The sequence below is a fragment of the Clostridium budayi genome (genome assembly GCF_055396605.1).
In genome coordinates, this window is the sequence record NZ_AP042456.1 from 483,089 (window position 1) to 504,683 (window position 21,595).

The window sequence follows — 21,595 nt, forward strand, 5'->3', positions numbered from 1 at the left end:
CTTTTTCGAATAGGAGGCAAAATATATGTATGCTGTAGGCTTAATGTCCGGTACTTCCTTAGATGGTGTAGATGCTATACTAGCAAAAATAAATGGAAGTGGCTTAGATACAAGAATAGAGATGATAGGCTTCAATACTTATGCCATTCCAGATGATATAAAAAAAGATATAAAAATGGCATGTAGTTTAGAGCACTCTAATGTGAAATTAGTATGTAGCTTAAATTTTAAGTTGGGATATTTATTTGCAGAATGTGTTAAGAAGATATGTAAAGAAAGTAACTTTGATATATCTAAATTGGATTTTATAGCTAGTCATGGACAAACTATTTATCATATTCCAAGAAAAGGAGAAGGGGTTGTTCCATCTACTTTACAGATTGGAGAAAGTGCAGTTATAGCTTATGAAACTGGGACAAAAGTAATTTCAAACTTCAGAGTTATGGATATGGCAGCTGGAGGTGAAGGTGCACCACTTGTGCCATTTAGTGAGTATATACTTTATGGAAGCAAGGGAGAAGGGGTACTTCTTCAGAATATAGGGGGGATAGGGAATGTAACAGTTATCCCTAATAATGTAGGTGTTGATGAAATTTATGCATTTGATACTGGACCAGGAAACATGATTATTGATGAAGTAATGCTTAGACTTTTCAATAAAAGATATGATTTGAATGGGGAGACTTCTGCAAGAGGTAATGTAAATGAAGAGATGCTAGATTTTATGATGTCTAATCCGTATATAAATGCTATTCCACCAAAAACAACAGGTAGAGAAGAGTTTGGAGAACAATATGTAGAAAAGTTACTTGAGAAATTTAACTTTATTAAAAATGAAGATATTGTTTCTACAGTAACTATGTTCACAGCAAAATCTATAGCAGAAAACTATAAGAATTTCATTTTAGATAAGCATGTTATTAATAAAGTTATTATAGGTGGCGGTGGTGCACATAATTCTACATTACTAAAATATTTAAGAGAATTATTACCTGAAATTCAAGTAGTAACTCAAGAGGATGAAGGATATTCAAGTGATGCAAAAGAGGCTATTGCTTTTGTTATATTAGGAAATGAAACAATACATAGAAGTTTTTCTAATGTGCCAAGTGCTACAGGAGCAAGAGAGAAGGTTGTATTAGGGACCATATGTGAGTGTCCTTTTGTAGGAGGCAATTAAATGAATGAATTGGCAGAAAAGTTAAATGAGAAACTATCAAATCCCATAATGTTTTTATCTGAACAAAGACATTTAAAGGCTATAAAGATGGCAATAATAGGAGCTATGCCATTGTTAACGGTATTAGGAACATTTGTATTTATTGTTTCTTTAGGTATGGAGTTTAATATTAGTTTTATACAAAATAACAAGGAAGTTTTGGTGATTCCATATTTCCTTTTTAATGCAATATTATTCATATATATTTCATATGGAATAGGATCTGAATTAAGTGGTTCTTATGGAATTGATGGGAAAAAGGTTGGATTTATAACTACTTTTTCTACTATTTTAATTTTATGGAGTCAATATATAAATTTTGCCGAAAATACTATGAATATTTATGAATATTTATTTTTATCATATTTTCCTACAATTATAATTTCAATTATAGCTGTAGAAGTATATAGATTATGTTCTAAGATTACTTTAAGAAAGTTAAATTTTAAAGAAGTTCCTGTAGCTGCTATAGAGTACCTAGATGGAATAATTGGTATTTTTATTGTGGTTATAATAATGACTATACTTGCAAATTTAGTGTCTGTTAATTGGATTGTACCTATAAGTAATATATTAGCTCCAGTAATGAAATTTATAGGATCATATTTTGGGATGACGATAATATTAATAAGTAGTTGTCTATTCTGGATTCTAGGCATACATGGGGTAGCTATAATAGGTGTTTTAGTTAGACCTTTTTGGTTTCAAATGATATTCCTAAATACATTTGCAAAAATAAATGGATTTACTTCTCCATATATAGTTAATGAAATGTTTTATCAATGGTTTGTATGGATTGGTGGTTCAGGGTGTACTATAGGCCTAGTATTTTTGATGAGATACTTATCTAAGAGCAATTATCTTAAAAGTATTGGAAAAAGTACCTTTATATCATCTTTATTTAATATAAATGAAGGAGTAATATTTGGTACTCCTATAGCATGCAATAAGACAATGATGATTCCATTTTTAATAGCACCATTTATATCTGGAACAGTAGCTTGGTTTGCAATGAATAGTGGCTTGGTAAATGCTCCATTTATATTAGTTCCATGGGTGCTTCCAACTCCAATAGGTGCATTTATATCTACAGGTGGAGATATATCGGCTATTATTTTATGTGCTGTGCAAATAATAATATCAGTAATTGTGTACTATCCATTTTTTAAATCATATGATAATAAATTATTTTGCGAGGAGAATGAATAATGCGTAAATTAGGAATTTCTATTTATCCAGAAAAATCTACAAAAGAAAGAATATTAAGATATATAGATGAAGCATATGAGGCTGGTTTTAGTAGAATTTTCTCATGTCTTCTTTCAGCGACAGAAGATAAAGAAACTATTAAAAACACTTTTAAAAGTATAAATGAATATGCTTCAAAAAAAGGATTTGAAATAATAGTAGATGTAAGTCCAAAGGTATTCTCAAAGTTAGGAATAAGTTATAGTGACTTAACGTTTTTTAAAGAGATAGGAGCAGGTGGGATACGTTTAGATGCAGGTTATAGTGGAAGTGAAGAATCGATTATGACTTTTAATCCTCAAGGTCTAAAGATAGAGATAAATATGAGTAATAATACAAGTTATATTGATACAATAATGGATTATATGCCTAATAAGTATAATTTAATTGCTTGTCATAATTTTTATCCTCATAGATATAGTGGATTAAATCTACATCATTTTTTAGATTGTACAGATAGGTTCAAAAAGTATGGTTTAAGAACGGCAGCATTTATTACTTCACAAAATAATGAAGCTTTTGGACCTTGGCCTGTAATAGATGGATTACCTACTTTAGAGATTCATAGAGATTTACCAATTCAGGTGCAAGCTAAGCATCTAATTGCTTTAGGATGTATTGATGATATAATAATTTCTAATTGTTATCCAATTAAAGATGAGCTAAATGAATTGTCAAAAATTTGTAAGGATATGGTTACGTTTAACGTGAAATTGGTTAATAATATTCCAGAAATAGAAAAAAAGATAATTTTAGATGAATTACATTTTAATAGAGGCGATAAAAGTGAAAGTATGATACGTTCTACTCAAAGTAGAGTTAAATATAAGAATCATGAGTTTAAAATATTTAATACTCCAGATATTTTAAAACCAGGAGATATAATAATTGAAAGTAGTGAATATGGACACTATGCAGGAGAGTTACAAATAGTATTGAATGAAATGAAAAATAGTGGAAGAAGCAATGTAGTAGGTCATATTGTAGAAGATGAAGTGTTTATTTTAAAGGAAATAAAACCATGGCAAAAGTTTAGTTTTAAAAGTGTGTAGGAGGTAAATATGTACTATATTGGAATAGATGCAGGAGGTACAAAAACATTATTCTCATTATTTAATGAAGAGGGTAATGTGTTATATAAAGTAATATATAGAAAAACTTAGAGGGAGAAGCATATTTGAATTATCAGGTGGTGAAAAACAAAAAAAAATGCTTTCGCATCTGTTTATGCAATGAATCCTGATATTTTTTTATTAGATGAACCTTCATCAAATTTGGACATGATAGCTATAAAAAATTTACGTAAGAAATTAAAAAAACTAAAAGATAAAGGAAAAACAATTTTAATTGCAGAACATCGGATTTTTTATTTAATGGATTTGGTAGATAAGATTATATATTTAGAGGAAGGGAAAATAGCTAAAGTGTATTGTCCTAAAGAATTTAGAAAAATACCTTTAGAACAAAGAAAAGCTATGGGATTGCGTTCTATTAATCTTTCAGAAGAAAATTTAAAATATGGAAACTTATTAAATGCAGAAAAAGATTTAAAAATTAATAACTTAACAGTATTTTATAAAAAAGAGATATAATAATATTAAACTGGAACCTATAAGATGGACACTTATAAAAAAGAGTCTATCTATTATAGGTTCTTTTTTGTACAATAAATTTATGAGGTGGATTTGTTATGAGTAAAATAAGATTTTCAAAGGATGAAATAGTTAAATTATCAAAGAATAAATATGTTAATAAGTTAAGTGAAAAATCAATAACCTATACTAATGAATTTAAAATACATTTAATTGCTGAATCTAGTAAAGGCAAGACTTCAAGAGTTATCTTTGAAGAAGCTGGATTTGATGTAGATATTATTGGGATGCGTCGCGTAGATTGTGCAGGAGCAAGATGGAGAAAAGCATATAAAGATAATGGAATATTAGGATTAGATGATACTAGAAGGAATAATTGCGGGCGTCCGCGTAAGCGTAAAATTACTAAAGACGAAATAATATCAAGACAAAATGCTGAAATTGAATATCTAAAGGCTGAGATAGAATTATTAAAAAAATTAGAGCTGCAAGAAAGGCAGGTGAAAAAAAGTAAAGTAATAGCAGCACAAGCATTTAGACTAATAGAGTCACTAGCTAACAAATTACCTTTAGGAAATTTAATTAAACAATTATGCAATGTGGCAAATGTTTCACGTTCCGGTTACTATAATTATTTAAAGTCTAAAAATAATCGTAAAAATCGTGAAAAGCAAGATGAAATAATTAAAAATAATGTTTTAAAGGCTTTCAATTATAGAGGATATAAAAAGGGATCAAGATCTATTAAAATGATCTTAAAAGAAAGATTCAATATTATTTATAGCAGAAAGCGTATACAAAGGATAATGAGAAAATTTAATATAATTTGTCCAATTAGAAAACCTAATCCGTATAAGCGTATAGCTAAAGCTACAAAGGAACATACTGTAGTTCCAAATTTACTCAATAGGAACTTTAAGCAAAAAGTGCCAGGTAAGGTATTACTTACAGACATTACATATTTGCCATATTCAAATTCTAATATGGCTTATTTGTCTACCATCAAAGATGCTTCAACAAATGAGATATTAGCTTATAATTTATCAGATAGTATAACTTTAGATATTGTTACAAATACGATACATAAGTTAATTACAAATTCTAAGGTAAAATTAGCCGAAGATGCCTTTATCCATTCAGATCAAGGTAGTCATTATACAAGCCCAATATTTCAAAAACTTTTGAAATCTAAAAATCTTGGACAATCTATGTCCAGGCGCGGAAATTGCTGGGATAATGCTCCGCAGGAATCATTTTTTGGACACATGAAAGATGAAATTAATTACAAATGTTGCTCTAGCCTAGAAGAATTACAATTAGTTATAGATGATTATATTGATTATTATAACAATGATCGTTGTCAATGGAATTTAAAAAAGCTGACTCCTGTTCAATACAGAAATTAGCTTTTAGCATCTTAACTCTCTTTTTTTAAATGTCCTTGACATAGGGACCACTTTATATTTAATATATAATTTTATTTTTTAATAGTAATCTAAGATAGATATATAATAATCACATAGATTTACATTAATAATTAAAATATATTGATAATGATATTATAGTATTTTTTATAATACTTATATATACATATATATTTAATTAAAATTAAAAGTTAAAATGTTTTTCACACCATAAATTTGTATTTTTGGATTAAAAATCAAAAGTGATGGCAGCCTTGTTATAATTTAATTATAAATTTGAGATTATTAGGGGGAGGTTATATGATTAAAGTAAAAAAAAGATGATATTAATAGAATAAAAGAAATATTAGGCAGAATATATTTAGATAATGGAGTTACCGATGAGGTGCTATTATTAACTAAACCTGCCAAAATAAAAGTTGTAAATTCAGGACTTTATAAAGATTTTAAAGATGAACTTGATAACTTATGCAACGTAGATGAAGGTAAATATAATCAACCTGTTGTAGCTTGTTATCTTACTATATCAGAGGGTAGAAAACATCAAGTTAAGCGTATGCTAAAGGCTGTAGGATGTTATGTTATGTATTTAAAAAGAGTTGCAATTGGTGATGTAGTATTAGATTAGACATTAGAAAAAGGTAAGTACAGACATTTAACGGAAGAAGAGATTGAAAAATTATTAGAAGAAAGCTATAATTTCTATTTATGATTTCAAATTAAAAATTATGAAGAAGTTTATGTGAATTAAAATTCACACTAAGCATAGGATAAATTTGTTATAATAATAATATAAAATATAAGGACATAATATATTTTTTATTAAGTAATAAATTATTTGAAAGGATGATAGGAATCATGAGCAAAAAGAAAAGCATAAATATAGCAAGCATTATACTATATGTAATAGCAGCATTATTACTTATTTTTATGGTTTGGGCAATTGTAAGTTGTCATGAATATATTTCACAAATGATAGCACAAGGTGCATTAGTAACAGAAGGAAATGCATTTAATATCATAAGTTATTATATGACAAACTGTGCTCAATATGGATTCTATGCAATTGTTTTAGTTGTATTAGGAATTATACTACAAAAGTTAGATAATAATAAAGTAAAAGTAACTACTAACAATGTAGTTATAGAAGAAGTTAAAAAGGTTGAAGAAAAATAATATTATTATTTAAATCTAAAAAAGCTGATTTCTGTATTATTCAGAAGTCAGCTTTTTTATTTATTCAAGAATTTTTCATTAACCTATCAATGATTCTTTAAGTACCTTATTACTTTTTGGACAATATTACCTTGAATAATAATTGATAATTATTATTGACTGATAAGATAAATCATTATATAATTAACTGGCGAATATGAAAATCATTATCATTGAAGTAAGTTCAAGGATTAGTACATAAATTGTGGGAGGAATACATATGAAAAAGTTAAAATCATTAATTTTGATAGCATTATCAGTTGCATCAATGGGTGCCTTTGTTGCATGTGGTGATACAACTAAATCAGATAATAAAGAAGCAGAAAAAAGAACTGTAACTACTCTAAAAGGAGATGTTGAAATACCAACAAATCCACAAAGAATAGTTGATATATCAGGAAGTAGTGAAGACCTAGCTATTTTAGGATATACGCCAGTTGGAACAGCAAATATAGATTCATATGATACAACTAAAGTTCCAAGCTATATGAGTGATAAATTTAAGGACACTAAAGTTGTAGGACATTCAATGATGGAAACTATGGACATGGAAGCAATACTTTCATGTAATCCAGATTTAATAATAATGAGTCAAAGACAAGAAAAAATATATGATCAATTAAAAGATATAGCACCAACAGTTATGATAAAAGACTATGCAAATGATTGGAGAGATAGATTAACTGACATCGGAAAGTTATTTGAAAAAGAAGATGTATCAAAAACTTGGCTTGAAAATTACGATAAAAAAGCAGAAGAACTAGGAAAAGAAATAATAGCTAAAAAAGGAAATGAAACTTACTTACCAGTGCTTGCAAGTCCAGGAAACTTCTTTGTATTTACTGATGCCGGTATAGGATCAATATTATATGACGATATGAAATTAGCTAAGCCAAAAAATATGCCAAAACAAGATGGTATATCACTACCACAAGTTACAATGGAAGGCTTAACGGGTATAGATGCTGATAACATTGTTGTTATTGCAGATGAGTCAAATAAAAAAGATTTAAAAGCAAGTAAAGTTTGGTCACAAATAAGAGCAGTAAAGAATGGCAATGTTGTAATGCTTAATACAAGCCCATACTTCACTCAAGTTTATAACCCAATAGGAAAAGAGTTAATCTTAGAATCAATTAAAAATGAATTAGTAAAATAATTATGAAGGTGGCCTCTTTTGCCACCTTCTTGTTATAAATGCAGGAGGCTAAATGGACATTAAGAAGAAAAGAAAACTAAGAACATATGGATTAGTTACAATAGGATGTATTTTATTAGTATTAGGTCTTTGGCTTTCTATATCATTAGGAGCTAAAGAGATAGATTTATCTACAATTTTAAAAAGTATATTTGTTAATGGTGATGATGTAAATATAAAAATAATAAGGGATATTAGAATACCTAGAGCTATTGCTGCTGCATTAGTTGGAGGGTTTTTAGCAGTTTCAGGAGCAATAATGCAAGGAATTACACGTAATCCAATAGCAGACCCTTCAGTAATGGGTATTACTCAAGGTGCAACATTTACTATAGCAATAGCATTTGTTCTGCAAGCAATAAATCCTAATTTAGCTATAGGTAGCGTAGGTATTATGATATTTGCGTTTTTAGGTGCAAGTATAAGTGGAATTTTAGTATATTTTATAAGTTCAAGAACTACAAGAAAAGTTAATCCAGTAAAATTAGCTTTAGCTGGAACTGCAATTGGAACATTACTTATATCTTTAGCTGTAGGAATAGCTATGTATTTTAATTTATCACAGCAATTAAGCTTTTGGATATCAGGAGGCTTAACTGGGGCTAAATGGGATGGAGTTTATTTATTAGCCGTTGTTGGAATTATAGGAATGGTACTAGCAATTATAATGGCACCAAAAATAACTGTTTTAAGTTTAGGAGAAGAAGTTGCAATAGGACTTGGTCAAAATACTAATAGAGTAAGATTAATATCTATTTTCATCGTAATTCTTTTAACAGGTGCATCTGTTGCAGTAGCTGGAAATATTGTTTTTGTTGGTCTTATAGTTCCACAGATAGTAAAGAAGATAGTTGGTTCAGATTTTAAATATATAATACCAGCATCATTAATAATTGGAGCTGTTTTACTTGTCTATGGTGATATAGTAGCAAGAATGATAAATCCACCATATGAAACACCAGTTGGTTCTCTTACAGCATTAATTGGAGTTCCTATATTTATATATTTAATTAGAAAAGGAGAAAGGTAATTAATGAAAAATAAGAAGTTTGTCTTTATATCAATAGCATTAGTAGCATTAATTTTTGTTACGATTTTAGTTAGTTTAAACCTTGGATCTTTTTCTATGAATCCATTAGAGGTAATAAAAACATTAATAGGACAAGGCACTAGAAGTCATAGTATGGTTATCTTTAATATTAGATTACCTAGAATAATCATTGCACTATTAGTTGGAACAGCTCTTGCAACTGCAGGAACATTACTTCAAGGAGTTACAAAAAATGATTTGGCTGATTCAGGGATACTAGGAATTAATTCAGGTGCAGCTTTATTTGTTGTAGTTTACATATACTTTATGAATGGTGATGTTTATAAAGGAGTAAGCAATTTTACTATATTCACTATGCCTATAGTAGCACTTTTAGGAGCTTTATTAGGAGCATTTTTTATCTATATTTTAGCTTGGAAAAACGGAATAAGCTCTTCAAGGCTAATTTTAATAGGAATAGGAATAAATATAGCATTCTCATCAATACTTACTATATTCCAATTAAAGTTTACTACTCAAGAATTTAATAGAGTAATGGCATGGACACAAGGAAGCATATGGGGTGCAAATTGGAAGTACGTTATAGCTATAGCACCTTTTATAATTGGGTTCATGGCTCTTACAATATATAAATCAAGATATTTAGATACATTAAATTTAGGTGATGAAGTTGCAACAGGACTTGGTGTAAGTGTTGAAAAAGAAAGAAGAAAATTAATTGTCTATGCAGTTATATTAGCAGGTATTGCTACATCAGTTGCAGGAAGTATATCTTTCTTAGGTCTTATAGCGCCACATATTGCAAGAAAGTTAGTTGGTCCAAAGCATAAAACACTTATACCAACAGCAGCACTTATTGGAATTTTAATATTATTAATAGGAGATACAATTTCAAGAAATTTATTAGCACCAATAGAAATTCCAGTGGGAATTGTAGTCTCAATAATAGGTGTTCCATACTTTGTTTATTTAATGTTATCAGAATAGTGGAGGATTAGAAGAGATATGAATTGTATAAGAACTAAAGATTTAAATATATCCTATGGAAATTTAGATATTGTAAAAGATCTTAATTTAGAAATACCAAAAGGAAAAATAACAACAATTATTGGATCCAATGGTTGCGGAAAATCTACAATTTTAAAAACGTTAGCTAGAATAATTAAACCAAAAAGTGGGTCAATATATATAAATGATAAAGAGTTAAATAGTCAAGATTCAAAAGAACTTGCAAAGGCTATGGCAGTTTTACCACAAAGTCCAAAGGCGCCAAATGGATTAACTGTTGAAGAATTAATTTCATATGGAAGATTTCCACACCAAAAAGGATTTGGAAAATTAAAAGATGAAGATAAAAATATAATTAATTGGGCTTTAGAAAAGACAAGAATATTAGAATTTAGAGATAGACCAATAGAAGCTTTATCAGGTGGTCAAAGACAAAGAGCTTGGATTGCTATGGCATTAGCACAAGAAACAGATATCCTTTTACTTGATGAACCTACAACATATCTTGACTTAGCTCATCAATTAGAAGTACTTAAGCTATTAGAAGAACTTAATAAAAAAGAAGGCAGAACAATAGTTATGGTAATACATGAGCTAAATAATGCAGCTAGGTTTGCAGATCATATGATTGGAGTTAAAAAAGGAAAAATAGTATGTCAAGGAACAGCGCATGAAGTTATGACTAAAGAAAATCTTAGAGAAATATTTAATATTGATGCTGAGATTGTTAATGAGCCAAAGAGTGGAAAACCAGTTTGCATAACTTATGATATGGTTTAAAACCATATAGACATAATTAAGAGGTTAAAAATGAAGAATATAGAAAGTTTAGCTGAAGAAAAAATTAGTAAATTACTTATTAAATATTCCGTACCAGCTATTTTAAGTATGTTAATAACATCTTTATATAATATTGTTGATAGAGCTTTTATTGGAGCGATTAAAGATGTGGGACCATTAGCAATAGCAGGACTTGGAGTAACAATGCCAATATTTACTTTGATAGTTTCTTTTGGAGTTTTAATTTCAATGGGAGCAACAACTAATATTGCAATAAAACTTGGAGAAAAAAATCATAAAGAAGCAGAAAAATATTTAGGGAATGCTTTTATTTTCTCAATAATAGTTGCATTAGTACTTATGATAATAGGACTTACTTTTATAAATCCTATCCTAAAAATATTTGGGGCAAGCCCTGATACAATAATTTATGCAAAAGAGTATATTAGTGTAATATTAATTGGATCAGTTAGTTGCATAACAGGTTTTACACTTAATAACATTATAAGAGTAGATGGGAGTCCAAAATTTGCTGCAAGAACTATGATATTAGGATGTTTAATAAATGTTATATTAGATCCAATATTTATATTTACATTCAATATGGGTATAAGAGGAGCAGCTATTGCAACTGTACTTACTCAAGTTATAGTATTTATAGTTATAATATGGTACTTTCTTAGTAATAAATCTACTATGAAGTTAAAAAGAGAAAATTTTAGGTTAGAGATTAGAACCGTTAAGAAAATTATACTTCTAGGAATAGCACCCTTTTTAATGGAGCTTGCTACAAGTTTTGTATCTTTAATAATGAATAACTCTTTAAAGATTTACGGTGGAGATTTAGCAATTGGTGCTATGACTGCAGTTACATCAATAGTACTAATATTTATTATGCCTATTTTTGGAATAAATCAAGGTGTTCAAACTATTATAGGATATAATTATGGAGCAAAGGAATATAAAAGAGCAAAGGATTCATTAAAATTAGCCATTTTATATTCGACAATTATATCAGTAATAGGATTTATATTAATTGAGATTTTCCCAAAGGTATTTATTAGTATATTTAGTACAGATTTAGAGCTTATGAATATAGCAATAAGCGGACTTAGAGTATATGCTTTAACACTTCCACTTATAGGTGTTATATTAATTGGACCAGCTTACTTCCAAGCTATAGGGAAAGTTAAGCAGTCAATGTTTTTATCAGTTCTTAGACAAGTTATAGTATTAATTCCTGTATTATATATATTACCTAAGTTTATTAACTTAGATGGGGTATGGGTTGCACAGCCAATTACAGATGTAGTATCATCTTTAATTATTGTATTTTTATTAGTTAAAGAATTTAAAATTAATAATATAAATATAGTATAAATAGATAGATTTATTTTAAAATATGTAAAAATAACCTATAATAAAATATGAAAAGTAAAAACCGTGCGCCAATATTGTACGGTTTTTTGTATTGAGGGAGAAAAAATATGAATAACAAGAAAATATTTATTATAGAAGATGAGGAAAAAATAAGAAATGAGTTAAGTACTTTTTTAAATAAGTATGGTTATATAACAAGCGTAGCAACAAATTTTGAAAATGTAGTTAGAGATGCAATTAATGAAGATCCACACATAATTTTGTTAGATATAAATTTACCCTATTATGATGGATATTATGTATGTAGAGAAATAAGAAAACAAAGTGACGTTCCAATAATTGTTGTTACAAGTAGACAAAGTGAAATTGACGAGCTTATGAGTATGAATTTAGGTGCTGATGATTTTGTAACAAAACCTTATAATACTCAAATTCTTTTAGCAAGAATAGCCTCAATAATAAAAAGAACATATAGCAATAGCAATGAAACAGAAATTTTAAATTATAATGGATTAAAATATAATTTATATAAGAGTGAAGTAGAGTTCAATAATAAAAGTATTGATTTAACTAAAAACGAAAGCAAGATATTATTTATTTTAATAAAAAATAGTGAAAAGATAGTTTCAAGAGATGAAATAATAAAGACTTTATGGCAAACGAATGAATTTATAGATGATAATACTTTAACAGTAAATGTGAATAGATTAAGAAAGAAAATTGAAGAGTTGGGGGCAAAAGGGTATTTAAAGACAAAAAGAGGACAAGGATATATATTAATATGCGATTAACTGATTTTTTTAAAGATAGAATAATTTTTATAATAATAAATATATTAATTTTATTTTTTACAGGAGCTTTGCTTAAGGCATTAAATATAAGTAACTTTGCTATTTTATTTGTAATAATAATAAATATGTTAGGTATTATTTTATTTCATATATATGATTATTTAAGAAAGAAAAAGTATTATAGTGAGCTGGAAAAAAATTTAGATGCATTAGATAAAAAGTACCTTATATCAGATGTTATTAATGAAGGAAGTTTTTTAGAAAGTAAAATATTATATGAAATAATTAAAAAGACAGACAAGTCAATGAATGATGAAATAGCTAAATTTAAAATTAATAATAAAGAGTATAGGGAATATATTGAAATTTGGGTTCATGAAATAAAGACACCTATATCAACATGTAAATTATTAATAGAAAATAATTATAATGATGTAACTAAAAGTATAGATGAAGAAATAAATAAAGTAGAAAATTATATAGAACAAGCTCTTTTTTACACAAGAAGTAATGATGTAGAAAAAGATTATATTATAAAAGAAATAAATCTATTAGATTGTATAAATAATGTTATAAGAAAAAATTCAGATGTTCTTATAAGTAAAAAGGTAAAAATAAGTATTAAAGATTTGGATAAAAAGGTCTATTGTGATAGCAAATGGTTAGAGTTTATAGTAAATCAAATAGTAATTAATTCAATTAAATATATAGATAAAGAATTAGGTGAAATAAAATTCTATACAATTGCAGACTCGGAAAGCATTACACTTAATATAAGTGACAATGGTATTGGAATAAAAGAAAAAGATATAAGTAAAGTATTTGAAAAAGGTTATACAGGAGAAAATGGACGTAAGTTTAGTAAAGCTACTGGCATAGGATTATATTTATGTAAAAAGTTAAGTAACAAATTAGGAATTTTTATAAATATTAAATCTAAAGAAAATGAAGGCACAACAGTATCTATAATATTTCCAATTAATAAAATGATGATTTTTAATTAAAAGATTTAATGTGACAAATATGTAAGTTTCTCGTTATGTTCTCCTATGGATAGAGAGTATTTATAAATATAAAATTTAATTATAAAGAATTTGTTAGGAGGATAAAAATGAGCAAGGAAATTTTAAGGGTAAATAATATAGAGAAATATTATGGTAAGAAAGGAAATGTAACAAAGGCTATAAATGATATTAGCTTTTCTGTAGAAAAAGGAGAATTTGTTGGTGTTATGGGAGCATCAGGAAGTGGAAAAACGACACTTTTAAATTGTATTTCAACTATAGATAAAGTAACTAGTGGACATATTTATTTAGAAGGTAAAGATATTACAGAAATAAAAGAAAAAAGCCTTTCAAAATTTAGAAGAGAAAGATTAGGATTTATATTTCAAGATTTCAACCTTTTAGATACTCTTACTGTTTATGAAAATATAGCATTAGCACTAACAGTTCAAAGAGTAAATAATAAAGAATTAGATAAAAGAGTAAAGGGTATAGGGGAGAAGTTAAATATAAGTGATATATTTAATAAATATCCATATGAAATATCAGGAGGACAAAAGCAAAGAACTGCAGCAGCGAGAGCTATAATTACGAATCCAGCCTTAGTACTTGCAGATGAGCCAACAGGAGCACTTGATTCAAAGTCAGCTAAAATACTTTTAGAAACCTTAGAATATTTGAATGAAAATTTAAATGCAACTATAATGATGGTAACTCACGATGCTTTTACGGCAAGCTATGCAAGTAGAATTCTTTTTATAAAAGATGGTAAAATATTCAATGAAATTGTAAAAGGAAATGATTCAAGAAAAGAGTTTTTTAATAGAATAATTGAAGTTATAACTCTTCTTGGAGGTGACTCAAACAATGTACTTTAAGTTAGCTATTAGAAATTTAAGAGGAAGTTTTAGAGATTATACTATATACTTTTTTACTTTAGTATTTGGAGTCTGTATATTTTATACATTTAATGCGATAGAATCCCAAAGTATATTAATGGAATTAGATGAAATGCAAAAAAATGCTTTTAATTTAGCGGATCAGTTTATAGGAAGTGTATCGGTTTTTATTGCATTTGTACTTGGTTTTTTAATTATATATGCCAATAATTATTTAATTAAGAGAAGAAAAAAAGAATTTGGTATTTATATGACATTAGGAGTTGAAAAGGGAAGCTTATCAAAATTAGTTTTTTTAGAAACTTTTATTATTGGATTGCTTTCTTTAGTAGTTGGAATAATTTTAGGAGTATTATTATCACAGGGGATGTCAGTATTTACTGCTAAAATGTTTAGAGTAAGCTTTACTAAGTTTGAGTTTGTATTTTCAAGCAGTTCTTTTATAAAAACTATATTATGTTTCGCTCTTATTTATATAGTAGTTTTACTTTTTAATAGTATAAGTATTAGAAAAATAAAATTAGTTGATTTACTTATAGCATCAAAGAAAAATGAAAAAAAAACAATAAAGAATATGTGGGTTTCAGTAATACTATTTATAATAAGTATTATTATGATTGGATATGCTTATTATAAAATATTAAGCGAGGGTATTGGAACTTTAAGTTTTAATATTGATGGTGTAGCAATTATATTTGGAGCGGTTGGAACATTTTTATTCTTTTATTCATTAACAGGATTTTTATTGAAATTAGTTAAATTAAATAAGAAGTTTTATTTAAAAGATTTAAATATGTTTGTGGCAAAACAAATAAGCAGTAAAATAAATACAACATTTATATCAATGTCTTTTATATGTTTAATGTTATTTATAGCAATATGTACATTTTCAGGTGGTATGGGGATAAATAGTGCGATAAATGCTGAAATGAAAGATTTAACTCAATTTGATGCAACAATATGGAACAATAATGGGATGAATATAGTAAAAGGATTAAAAGATTATAATATTGATTTAAAAAATTATGTTGATGAATATAGTAGTTCTGTTATGTATGAAAGTAATATTAAATATAGTGATTTTCTAAGTACTAAAGCAATTAAAGAAGAGAAAGCTTACTATCCAATAACAAATGATACAAATATAAGTGTAATGAAAATATCGGATTTTAATTCTGTTTTAAAAATATTAAATAAAAGAACAATAGATTTAAAAGAAGATAAATATTTAGCTTTTAGCAATGTAGATGATGTTATGCCAAAAATAAATGAGAGTTTAGAAAAAGGCATTAAAATAAATTTAAATGGAAAAAGTCTTACACCCCAAAATAATGAAGTAATGAATGTTACTACAGCTAATGGACTTATGAAAGGTGATATTTTAGTTTTTGTTGTAAATGATAACTTAGTTAAAAACTTAAAAATAAATCAATCAATAGTAAATTTTAACTTAAAGAATAAGAAAAAATTAGAGAGTATAGAAGAAAAAATAAGAGAATACAATAAAAAAATTAAAGATAAAGATATAATACATTGTATGAGTAAAGAGGAAATGATATCAAATTCTGTTGGAATTGGAGCTATAGCTTCATATCTCGGAATATACATTGGAATAATATTTTTAATAACAGCCTCAGTCGTACTAGCGATACAACAACTTTCTGAATCAACAGATAATATAGAAAGATATAGGTTGTTAAAAAATATCGGTGTAGATAAAAAAATAATAAATAAAGCAATATTTATGCAAGTGGCAATGTATTTCTTTATTCCATTATCATTAGCAATAATTCATTCAGTAGTTGGCCTTAAAATAGCATCTCATATAGCATCTATATTTGGTAGTTCGAAGATTATGCAGAACATAATAATTACTTCAGTAGTTACAATATTAATATATGGAGGATATTTTATTGCGACATATATAGGTGTAAAGAAAAATATAAATGATAAATATTAGTTTTATTATTAAGGGAGATAAAAATAAGTGCGTATTATAATTAGAGAAGAAAATAATAAAGATTTTAATGAAATTTATGAAGTTATAAAATCAGCATTTATGAATGCAGAACATACAGATCATAATGAGCATAATCTTGTAAATAAATTAAGAGGTAGTGAAGCTTTTGTTAAAGGCTTATCACTTGTTGCAGAAGATAATGGCAAGATAGTAGGACATATACTTCTTACTAAAATAAAGATAGGCAATAATGAAGCACTTGCATTAGCACCACTAGCAGTATTACCTAGTTATCAAAAGCGTGTAATAGGAAGTAGGCTAATTCTTGAAAGTCATAAGAGAGCAAAAGAATTAGGATATAGAAGTGTTATTGTATTAGGACATTCAGATTATTATCCTCGTTTTGGATATAAACCTGCAAGTAAGTGGGGAATAAAAGCACCATTTGAAGTACCAGATGAAAACTTTATGGCAGTTGAACTTATTGAAGATGGATTAAAAGATATTAGTGGTACAGTCAACTATGCTAAAGAATTCTTCGAGTAAATAAATAACTTTATAGATAGTTTTATCTATAAGGTTATTTTTCTTACTTTATGATAAAATAACTTTATAAATACTTAAATACGGAGATGAAGTTATGTTTTTTATAGGCATATTTGGGATAGAAAGTGGTCAAAAAGAAATAAAATCATTAGATAATATACTTTGTAAAAGGTGTAATATTAAAACTACAGGTAAACTTATAAAAACATTTACCATGTTTCAATTCTTCTTTATACCAATATTTAAATGGAATGAAGAATATTATGTGAAATGCAATAGATGCAATGCTATATATGAAATTCCAAAAGAAAAGGGAAAAAGAATTGAAAGTGGAGAAGATTTAGATATAACATATTGGGATTTAAAAGAAGCAGGCAATGGTGGAAATAGCTATTATTATGCACCTAAAAATGTATGCCCATCATGTGGAAAAACAATAGAAGGTGATTTTAAATATTGCCCTTATTGTGGAAGAGAAATTAAATAAATATATTTTTTCATGTTATATCTAACAAAACTTAACTATGAACAATATAAATGTGATTTTATGAATGTAATAAAATTAGTTTGTTTTAGATTAACTATGAGAAATTAAAAGGCTGACATCAAATTTGATGTCAGCTTTTTAATTTAAAATAAATAACTGAGTAATTATAAAAAAAGTACTATTAAAAATATATCTCAGTTAGCAAGAGAGTATAAAGTATCAAAATCATTTGTTTGGAATCTGTTGAAAGATAATGGTATTATATAACTATATATTACAATAAAATACAAAAAATTTAAAATTCACTGTATAAGGAGATAAATATGGGGCATATAGAAAATACGCTAAAAATGCTTTTTAAGTTAAAAAGAGGAGAAGTGATAAAAAAGAAAGATTTAGCAGAAGAACTTGGGGTTTCGGAAAAGCAAATATCAAGATATAAAAATAGTATTGCAAATTTATTTACAATAGAATCTATACCAGGTCCAAATGGTGGGTATAAGATGTTAGATTCATATTTCCCATTTAAGGAATTACTAACAAAAGAGGAAATAATGCTTTTAAAGATTCATATAAACTCTTCACAAAATAGTATGAATAAAAAATTGGAAAAAGCTTTAGAGAAAATAAATTATACAATTTTAAAAGATTCAGATAGTGTAGTAACTCAAATAATTCCTTATTCAAAAGTGAATATAGATGAAGAATATATTATGAAAATACAAGAAGATTTCTATGAAGCTATTTTAAATAAAAATGAAGTAATAATTGATTATTTAGGAAACAATGGAAAAGAATCAACTAGAAGAATACAGCCATATAAATTATTTATATACAAAGGAGAATCGTATATAGTTGCAAATTGTTTAAAAAGAAATGATATAAGATATTTCAAAATAATAAGAATAAAAAAATATATTATAACTACAAAGAAATTTGAGGAAAAATTAAATATAGAAAAATTTATAGAAGAAGAGAGAATGAATAATATCGGAATATTTTCAGGAGAAGAATATGATTTAGAATTAGAAATAAGTCCTCCAATGGCAAATAGTATAAAGGAAAGAATATGGGTTGATAATCAACAAATAGAAGAATTAGAGGAAGGTAAAATTTTATTTAAAGCAATAATGAAAGGAGAGCCGGAAGTAATATCTTGGATATTATCTATGAAGAGCTATGTAAAGGTTATAAAACCTGAAAGTTTAAAAGTGAAGATAAAAGAAGAATTAGAAAAAATGATAAAAAATTTATAAAATAAAAAAATTCATACCCAAAAATGTCTAGTTTAGATATTAAACTTAAAATAAGTTATATAAATAAGGATTTAAAGTATATAAAGAATTTATTTAGGAGTGGTTAAATGAGATTAAGAGTTATCCTAGAATCAAAAGATAATAGAATTCCTAAAAGTAATAGATTTATGAGTACTAGCATAATAAAAAAAGCAATAGAGCTAGGTGATGAAGAATTATTTAAGGAATTATATTTTTATAAAGGAAAAAAGAATAAAAAGATAAAACCATTTGTATTTGGTCTATACTTAAATGACTTTAATATAAAAGAAGATTATATAGAATTAAATGGAGATATTGCGATTACCATAAGTACATCTGACTATAATTTAGGAATTGCTATTTATAATGGATTATTAAGCAAGAATGAATTTAAGTATAAGGATTACACACTTATTAGAAAGAAAATATCTTTAATAAAAGAAAAGAAAGTTACTGAAAGCTCAATATTATGTAAAACGTTATCTCCAATATATATCAAAGATAAATCGAATAAACCAGTACAATTAGAAGATAAAAATTTTGAAATTGAATTAAATTATATAAGTAATTTATTTTTAAAAACCTATAGGGGATACGGGCTTAAAAAAGAATTGAACTTTACACCAATAAAAATGAAAAAACAAGTTGTAAAAGAAGAAATAAACGGTTTCAAGAAGGTAACTAATAAAAAATATATATTTATAGATTCTTATGCAGGAATGTTTAGTTTAGAAGGAGATAAAGAGGATTTAGATTTACTTCTTCAAAATGGACTAGGCTTTAGACGATCAGAAGGATTTGGACTTATAGAATTAATTTAAGGGGGTGATATATGCATGAGTAAAATTAGAATAGAACAAGGAGATTGGCTTAAAAATGCAGCGATAGTTGGGCTAATTAAAGTATTAAGGAAAAATAGTCAAGAACTAGAGAATATAAGAGTGGGAAATGATTATATAGAGTTTGACTCAAGCTTATTAGATGGTTTTGAAGAGGCATACTTTAAGGTATTAATTGAGGAAAATGAAAATAGTTTATCAGTAAATCAACTTATAAGATATGATTCTATATTAAAAAATATGAACATTGATGAATTTAAAGAAAAAGATTTAGAAAGGTTAAATAAGATTATAGAAGATTTTAAATCAAAATCTAAGCTGAATTCTAATAGTTATAAAAATGCATATTTACTTTTAGATGATAGTGATTTAGTGATAAGTTTAGAAAAAAAATTAAAGAAAATAAAATTATCTAAAAAAGATAATATAAATGACTTTTATAGTGAAATAGAAGAACAAATAAATATACTTAGGGAAATAATAGAATATTTAGATAGAAAAGATGTAAAGAGAATAATTGCAGCTAAGAATGTTATGTATTCAATAGTACAGCCATTTTGGAGTAATGTAAGTTTTTTATCAAGTACTAAGAATAAGGAGCATATGTACGAACTTTATAAAAGTGATTTCATAGATAATGCTTTAAATTATATAAATAAAGATCAAACAAAATTTAAGTACAATTGCTTTACGTGTGATAATAAAATATCAAAATTAAATAAACCAGAAGCTTTTGATTTGACTTGGTTAGTTAAAACAGGTGTAGATATGTCAAGGAAATCATCTCATTTTTGGAATCTAAATGGAGATGCCTATATATGTCCAGTATGTAATTTACTGTATTCATGTCTACCACTCGGTTTTACAACAATAAAAGGTAAAGGTTTATTTATAAATAATAATCAAAATATTAACTGTTTAGAGCAAAGTAATATTATAAACGTAAAATATGAAAATGAGAGTCTTGAGGAAATAGAACAATTATCATATTTGAATATAGTTAACTCCATGGAGCAATATAACGTTAATAATTTAGAGAAGGAATTTGAGAATATACAAATTATAAAAATAGATTCAAATAATGATAGAAGACCATATAGCTTTAATATGTTATCACCAAGACTTATGAAAATAATATATTCACATAGAAAAAGGCTTAATACATTAATAAAAGTTAGGGTAAAAATAACTGATAAATATTATATCAATCTTTATGATGAAGTAATAAAGGGATTATATGACGGAAAAAATCTATTTGGATTAATAGCAGATTTAGTTACTTTATATTTAAATGGAAGTTTTAAAGGAATAAATTATATATATAAAATTTTACAGATAAATAGTTCTGTTACAGGAGGTAAAGAGATGAGGTTAGATGATATAAATAGGTTTAATTCTTATGGTTTAAAACTTAGAGAAGTATATGTATCAAAAGGCAGTGAAGGAAAGCTTTCAGGAATAACGTATAGGTTATTAAATGCACTAAAGACAAAAGATAGTGCTAAGTTTATGGAGACTTTAATTAATTCTTATATGTATATGAAACTAAAAATACCTAGTGAATTTTCAAAAGGATTAAAGGATGACGATTTATTACAAAACATTGGATATGCATTTTTGATTGGTCTACAAGGTGAGAATGGAAATAAAAAAGATGATGGAGAGGGGAATAAATAA

21 protein-coding genes are annotated in these 21,595 nt (G+C 26.6%); all 21 read left to right on the plus strand.

Annotated features, from left to right (window positions below; translation table 11 throughout):
- Window positions 1–25: 25 nt before the first annotated feature.
- On the plus strand, window positions 26–1,180 hold the full coding sequence (anmK, locus tag ACZ5TJ_RS02285) for an anhydro-N-acetylmuramic acid kinase AnmK (protein WP_464201018.1): 1,155 nt from the start codon (window positions 26–28) through the stop codon (window positions 1,178–1,180).
- Complete coding sequence (locus tag ACZ5TJ_RS02290; RefSeq protein WP_464201019.1) at window positions 1,181–2,428, plus strand: PTS sugar transporter subunit IIC; 1,248 nt, start codon at window positions 1,181–1,183, stop codon at window positions 2,426–2,428.
- A complete protein-coding gene (locus ACZ5TJ_RS02295) occupies window positions 2,428–3,519 on the plus strand; it encodes a DUF871 domain-containing protein (protein WP_464201020.1) in 1,092 nt (363 codons plus the stop codon). Before ACZ5TJ_RS02290 ends, ACZ5TJ_RS02295 begins: the two co-directional genes overlap by 1 nt.
- A gap of 180 nt (window positions 3,520–3,699) precedes the next feature.
- Complete coding sequence (locus ACZ5TJ_RS02300; RefSeq protein ID WP_464201021.1) at window positions 3,700–4,059, plus strand: hypothetical protein; 360 nt, start codon at window positions 3,700–3,702, stop codon at window positions 4,057–4,059.
- A 98-nt stretch (window positions 4,060–4,157) separates the two neighbouring features.
- Window positions 4,158–5,465, plus strand: a complete 1,308-nt coding sequence (locus ACZ5TJ_RS02305; RefSeq protein ID WP_464201022.1) for an IS3 family transposase — start codon at window positions 4,158–4,160, stop codon at window positions 5,463–5,465.
- 403 nt (window positions 5,466–5,868) lie between these two features.
- Window positions 5,869–6,111, plus strand: coding sequence for a hypothetical protein (locus tag ACZ5TJ_RS02310; RefSeq protein WP_464201023.1), 243 nt, complete (start codon window positions 5,869–5,871; stop codon window positions 6,109–6,111).
- A 230-nt stretch (window positions 6,112–6,341) separates the two neighbouring features.
- A complete protein-coding gene (locus ACZ5TJ_RS02315; RefSeq protein ID WP_464201024.1) occupies window positions 6,342–6,659 on the plus strand; it encodes a hypothetical protein in 318 nt (105 codons plus the stop codon).
- Window positions 6,660–6,918: 259 nt separating this feature from the next.
- Window positions 6,919–7,857, plus strand: coding sequence for an ABC transporter substrate-binding protein (locus tag ACZ5TJ_RS02320; RefSeq protein ID WP_464201025.1), 939 nt, complete (start codon window positions 6,919–6,921; stop codon window positions 7,855–7,857).
- Window positions 7,858–7,909: 52 nt separating this feature from the next.
- On the plus strand, window positions 7,910–8,926 hold the full coding sequence (locus ACZ5TJ_RS02325) for a FecCD family ABC transporter permease (protein ID WP_464201026.1): 1,017 nt from the start codon (window positions 7,910–7,912) through the stop codon (window positions 8,924–8,926).
- A 3-nt stretch (window positions 8,927–8,929) separates the two neighbouring features.
- Window positions 8,930–9,934 carry a FecCD family ABC transporter permease gene (locus ACZ5TJ_RS02330; RefSeq protein ID WP_464201027.1) on the plus strand — a complete coding sequence of 335 codons (1,005 nt, stop codon included), beginning with the start codon at window positions 8,930–8,932 and terminating at the stop codon, window positions 9,932–9,934.
- Window positions 9,935–9,952: 18 nt separating this feature from the next.
- Window positions 9,953–10,735, plus strand: a complete 783-nt coding sequence (locus tag ACZ5TJ_RS02335; RefSeq protein ID WP_464201028.1) for an ABC transporter ATP-binding protein — start codon at window positions 9,953–9,955, stop codon at window positions 10,733–10,735.
- A 30-nt stretch (window positions 10,736–10,765) separates the two neighbouring features.
- Entirely contained in the window at window positions 10,766–12,115 is a 1,350-nt protein-coding gene (locus ACZ5TJ_RS02340) for an MATE family efflux transporter (RefSeq protein ID WP_464201029.1), read from the plus strand.
- Between the two features lie 107 nt (window positions 12,116–12,222).
- Window positions 12,223–12,906 carry a response regulator transcription factor gene (locus ACZ5TJ_RS02345; RefSeq protein ID WP_045724928.1) on the plus strand — a complete coding sequence of 228 codons (684 nt, stop codon included), beginning with the start codon at window positions 12,223–12,225 and terminating at the stop codon, window positions 12,904–12,906.
- On the plus strand, window positions 12,897–13,910 hold the full coding sequence (locus ACZ5TJ_RS02350; protein WP_464201030.1) for a sensor histidine kinase: 1,014 nt from the start codon (window positions 12,897–12,899) through the stop codon (window positions 13,908–13,910). Before ACZ5TJ_RS02345 ends, ACZ5TJ_RS02350 begins: the two co-directional genes overlap by 10 nt.
- A 107-nt stretch (window positions 13,911–14,017) precedes the next feature.
- Window positions 14,018–14,788 (plus strand): ABC transporter ATP-binding protein, encoded by a 771-nt coding sequence (locus tag ACZ5TJ_RS02355; protein ID WP_045724926.1) that lies wholly within the window; start codon window positions 14,018–14,020, stop codon window positions 14,786–14,788.
- A complete protein-coding gene (locus ACZ5TJ_RS02360; RefSeq protein ID WP_464201031.1) occupies window positions 14,778–16,769 on the plus strand; it encodes an ABC transporter permease in 1,992 nt (663 codons plus the stop codon). Before ACZ5TJ_RS02355 ends, ACZ5TJ_RS02360 begins: the two co-directional genes overlap by 11 nt.
- A gap of 27 nt (window positions 16,770–16,796) precedes the next feature.
- Window positions 16,797–17,315: a GNAT family N-acetyltransferase gene (locus tag ACZ5TJ_RS02365; RefSeq protein ID WP_464201032.1), complete on the plus strand. Its 519-nt coding sequence runs from the start codon at window positions 16,797–16,799 to the stop codon at window positions 17,313–17,315.
- Window positions 17,316–17,409: 94 nt separating this feature from the next.
- Complete coding sequence (locus tag ACZ5TJ_RS02370; protein ID WP_464201033.1) at window positions 17,410–17,802, plus strand: zinc ribbon domain-containing protein; 393 nt, start codon at window positions 17,410–17,412, stop codon at window positions 17,800–17,802.
- Between the two features lie 323 nt (window positions 17,803–18,125).
- Window positions 18,126–19,058, plus strand: coding sequence for a helix-turn-helix transcriptional regulator (locus ACZ5TJ_RS02375; RefSeq protein ID WP_464201034.1), 933 nt, complete (start codon window positions 18,126–18,128; stop codon window positions 19,056–19,058).
- Window positions 19,059–19,165: 107 nt separating this feature from the next.
- On the plus strand, window positions 19,166–19,900 hold the full coding sequence (gene cas6, locus ACZ5TJ_RS02380) for a CRISPR-associated endoribonuclease Cas6 (protein ID WP_464201035.1): 735 nt from the start codon (window positions 19,166–19,168) through the stop codon (window positions 19,898–19,900).
- A gap of 15 nt (window positions 19,901–19,915) precedes the next feature.
- On the plus strand, window positions 19,916–21,595 hold the full coding sequence (gene cas8a1 / locus ACZ5TJ_RS02385) for a type I-B CRISPR-associated protein Cas8b1/Cst1 (RefSeq protein WP_464201036.1): 1,680 nt from the start codon (window positions 19,916–19,918) through the stop codon (window positions 21,593–21,595).

What these genes read in the sequence shown, in the direction of transcription:
- ACZ5TJ_RS02290 (WP_464201019.1), top strand. Translation starts at nt 1,181, where the DNA reads ATGAATGAATTGGCAGAAAAGTTAAATGAGAAACTATCAAATCCCATA.
- ACZ5TJ_RS02295 (WP_464201020.1), top strand. Translation starts at nt 2,428, where the DNA reads ATGCGTAAATTAGGAATTTCTATTTATCCAGAAAAATCTACAAAAGAA.
- ACZ5TJ_RS02305 (WP_464201022.1), top strand. Translation starts at nt 4,158, where the DNA reads ATGAGTAAAATAAGATTTTCAAAGGATGAAATAGTTAAATTATCAAAG.
- ACZ5TJ_RS02345 (WP_045724928.1), top strand. Translation starts at nt 12,223, where the DNA reads ATGAATAACAAGAAAATATTTATTATAGAAGATGAGGAAAAAATAAGA.
- anmK (WP_464201018.1), top strand. Translation starts at nt 26, where the DNA reads ATGTATGCTGTAGGCTTAATGTCCGGTACTTCCTTAGATGGTGTAGAT.
- ACZ5TJ_RS02325 (WP_464201026.1), top strand. Translation starts at nt 7,910, where the DNA reads ATGGACATTAAGAAGAAAAGAAAACTAAGAACATATGGATTAGTTACA.
- ACZ5TJ_RS02340 (WP_464201029.1), top strand. Translation starts at nt 10,766, where the DNA reads ATGAAGAATATAGAAAGTTTAGCTGAAGAAAAAATTAGTAAATTACTT.
- ACZ5TJ_RS02355 (WP_045724926.1), top strand. Translation starts at nt 14,018, where the DNA reads ATGAGCAAGGAAATTTTAAGGGTAAATAATATAGAGAAATATTATGGT.
- ACZ5TJ_RS02370 (WP_464201033.1), top strand. Translation starts at nt 17,410, where the DNA reads ATGTTTTTTATAGGCATATTTGGGATAGAAAGTGGTCAAAAAGAAATA.
- cas6 (WP_464201035.1), top strand. Translation starts at nt 19,166, where the DNA reads ATGAGATTAAGAGTTATCCTAGAATCAAAAGATAATAGAATTCCTAAA.
- ACZ5TJ_RS02330 (WP_464201027.1), top strand. Translation starts at nt 8,930, where the DNA reads ATGAAAAATAAGAAGTTTGTCTTTATATCAATAGCATTAGTAGCATTA.
- ACZ5TJ_RS02335 (WP_464201028.1), top strand. Translation starts at nt 9,953, where the DNA reads ATGAATTGTATAAGAACTAAAGATTTAAATATATCCTATGGAAATTTA.
- ACZ5TJ_RS02350 (WP_464201030.1), top strand. Translation starts at nt 12,897, where the DNA reads ATGCGATTAACTGATTTTTTTAAAGATAGAATAATTTTTATAATAATA.
- ACZ5TJ_RS02320 (WP_464201025.1), top strand. Translation starts at nt 6,919, where the DNA reads ATGAAAAAGTTAAAATCATTAATTTTGATAGCATTATCAGTTGCATCA.
- ACZ5TJ_RS02315 (WP_464201024.1), top strand. Translation starts at nt 6,342, where the DNA reads ATGAGCAAAAAGAAAAGCATAAATATAGCAAGCATTATACTATATGTA.
- ACZ5TJ_RS02300 (WP_464201021.1), top strand. Translation starts at nt 3,700, where the DNA reads ATGAATCCTGATATTTTTTTATTAGATGAACCTTCATCAAATTTGGAC.
- ACZ5TJ_RS02375 (WP_464201034.1), top strand. Translation starts at nt 18,126, where the DNA reads ATGGGGCATATAGAAAATACGCTAAAAATGCTTTTTAAGTTAAAAAGA.
- ACZ5TJ_RS02360 (WP_464201031.1), top strand. Translation starts at nt 14,778, where the DNA reads ATGTACTTTAAGTTAGCTATTAGAAATTTAAGAGGAAGTTTTAGAGAT.
- cas8a1 (WP_464201036.1), top strand. Translation starts at nt 19,916, where the DNA reads ATGAGTAAAATTAGAATAGAACAAGGAGATTGGCTTAAAAATGCAGCG.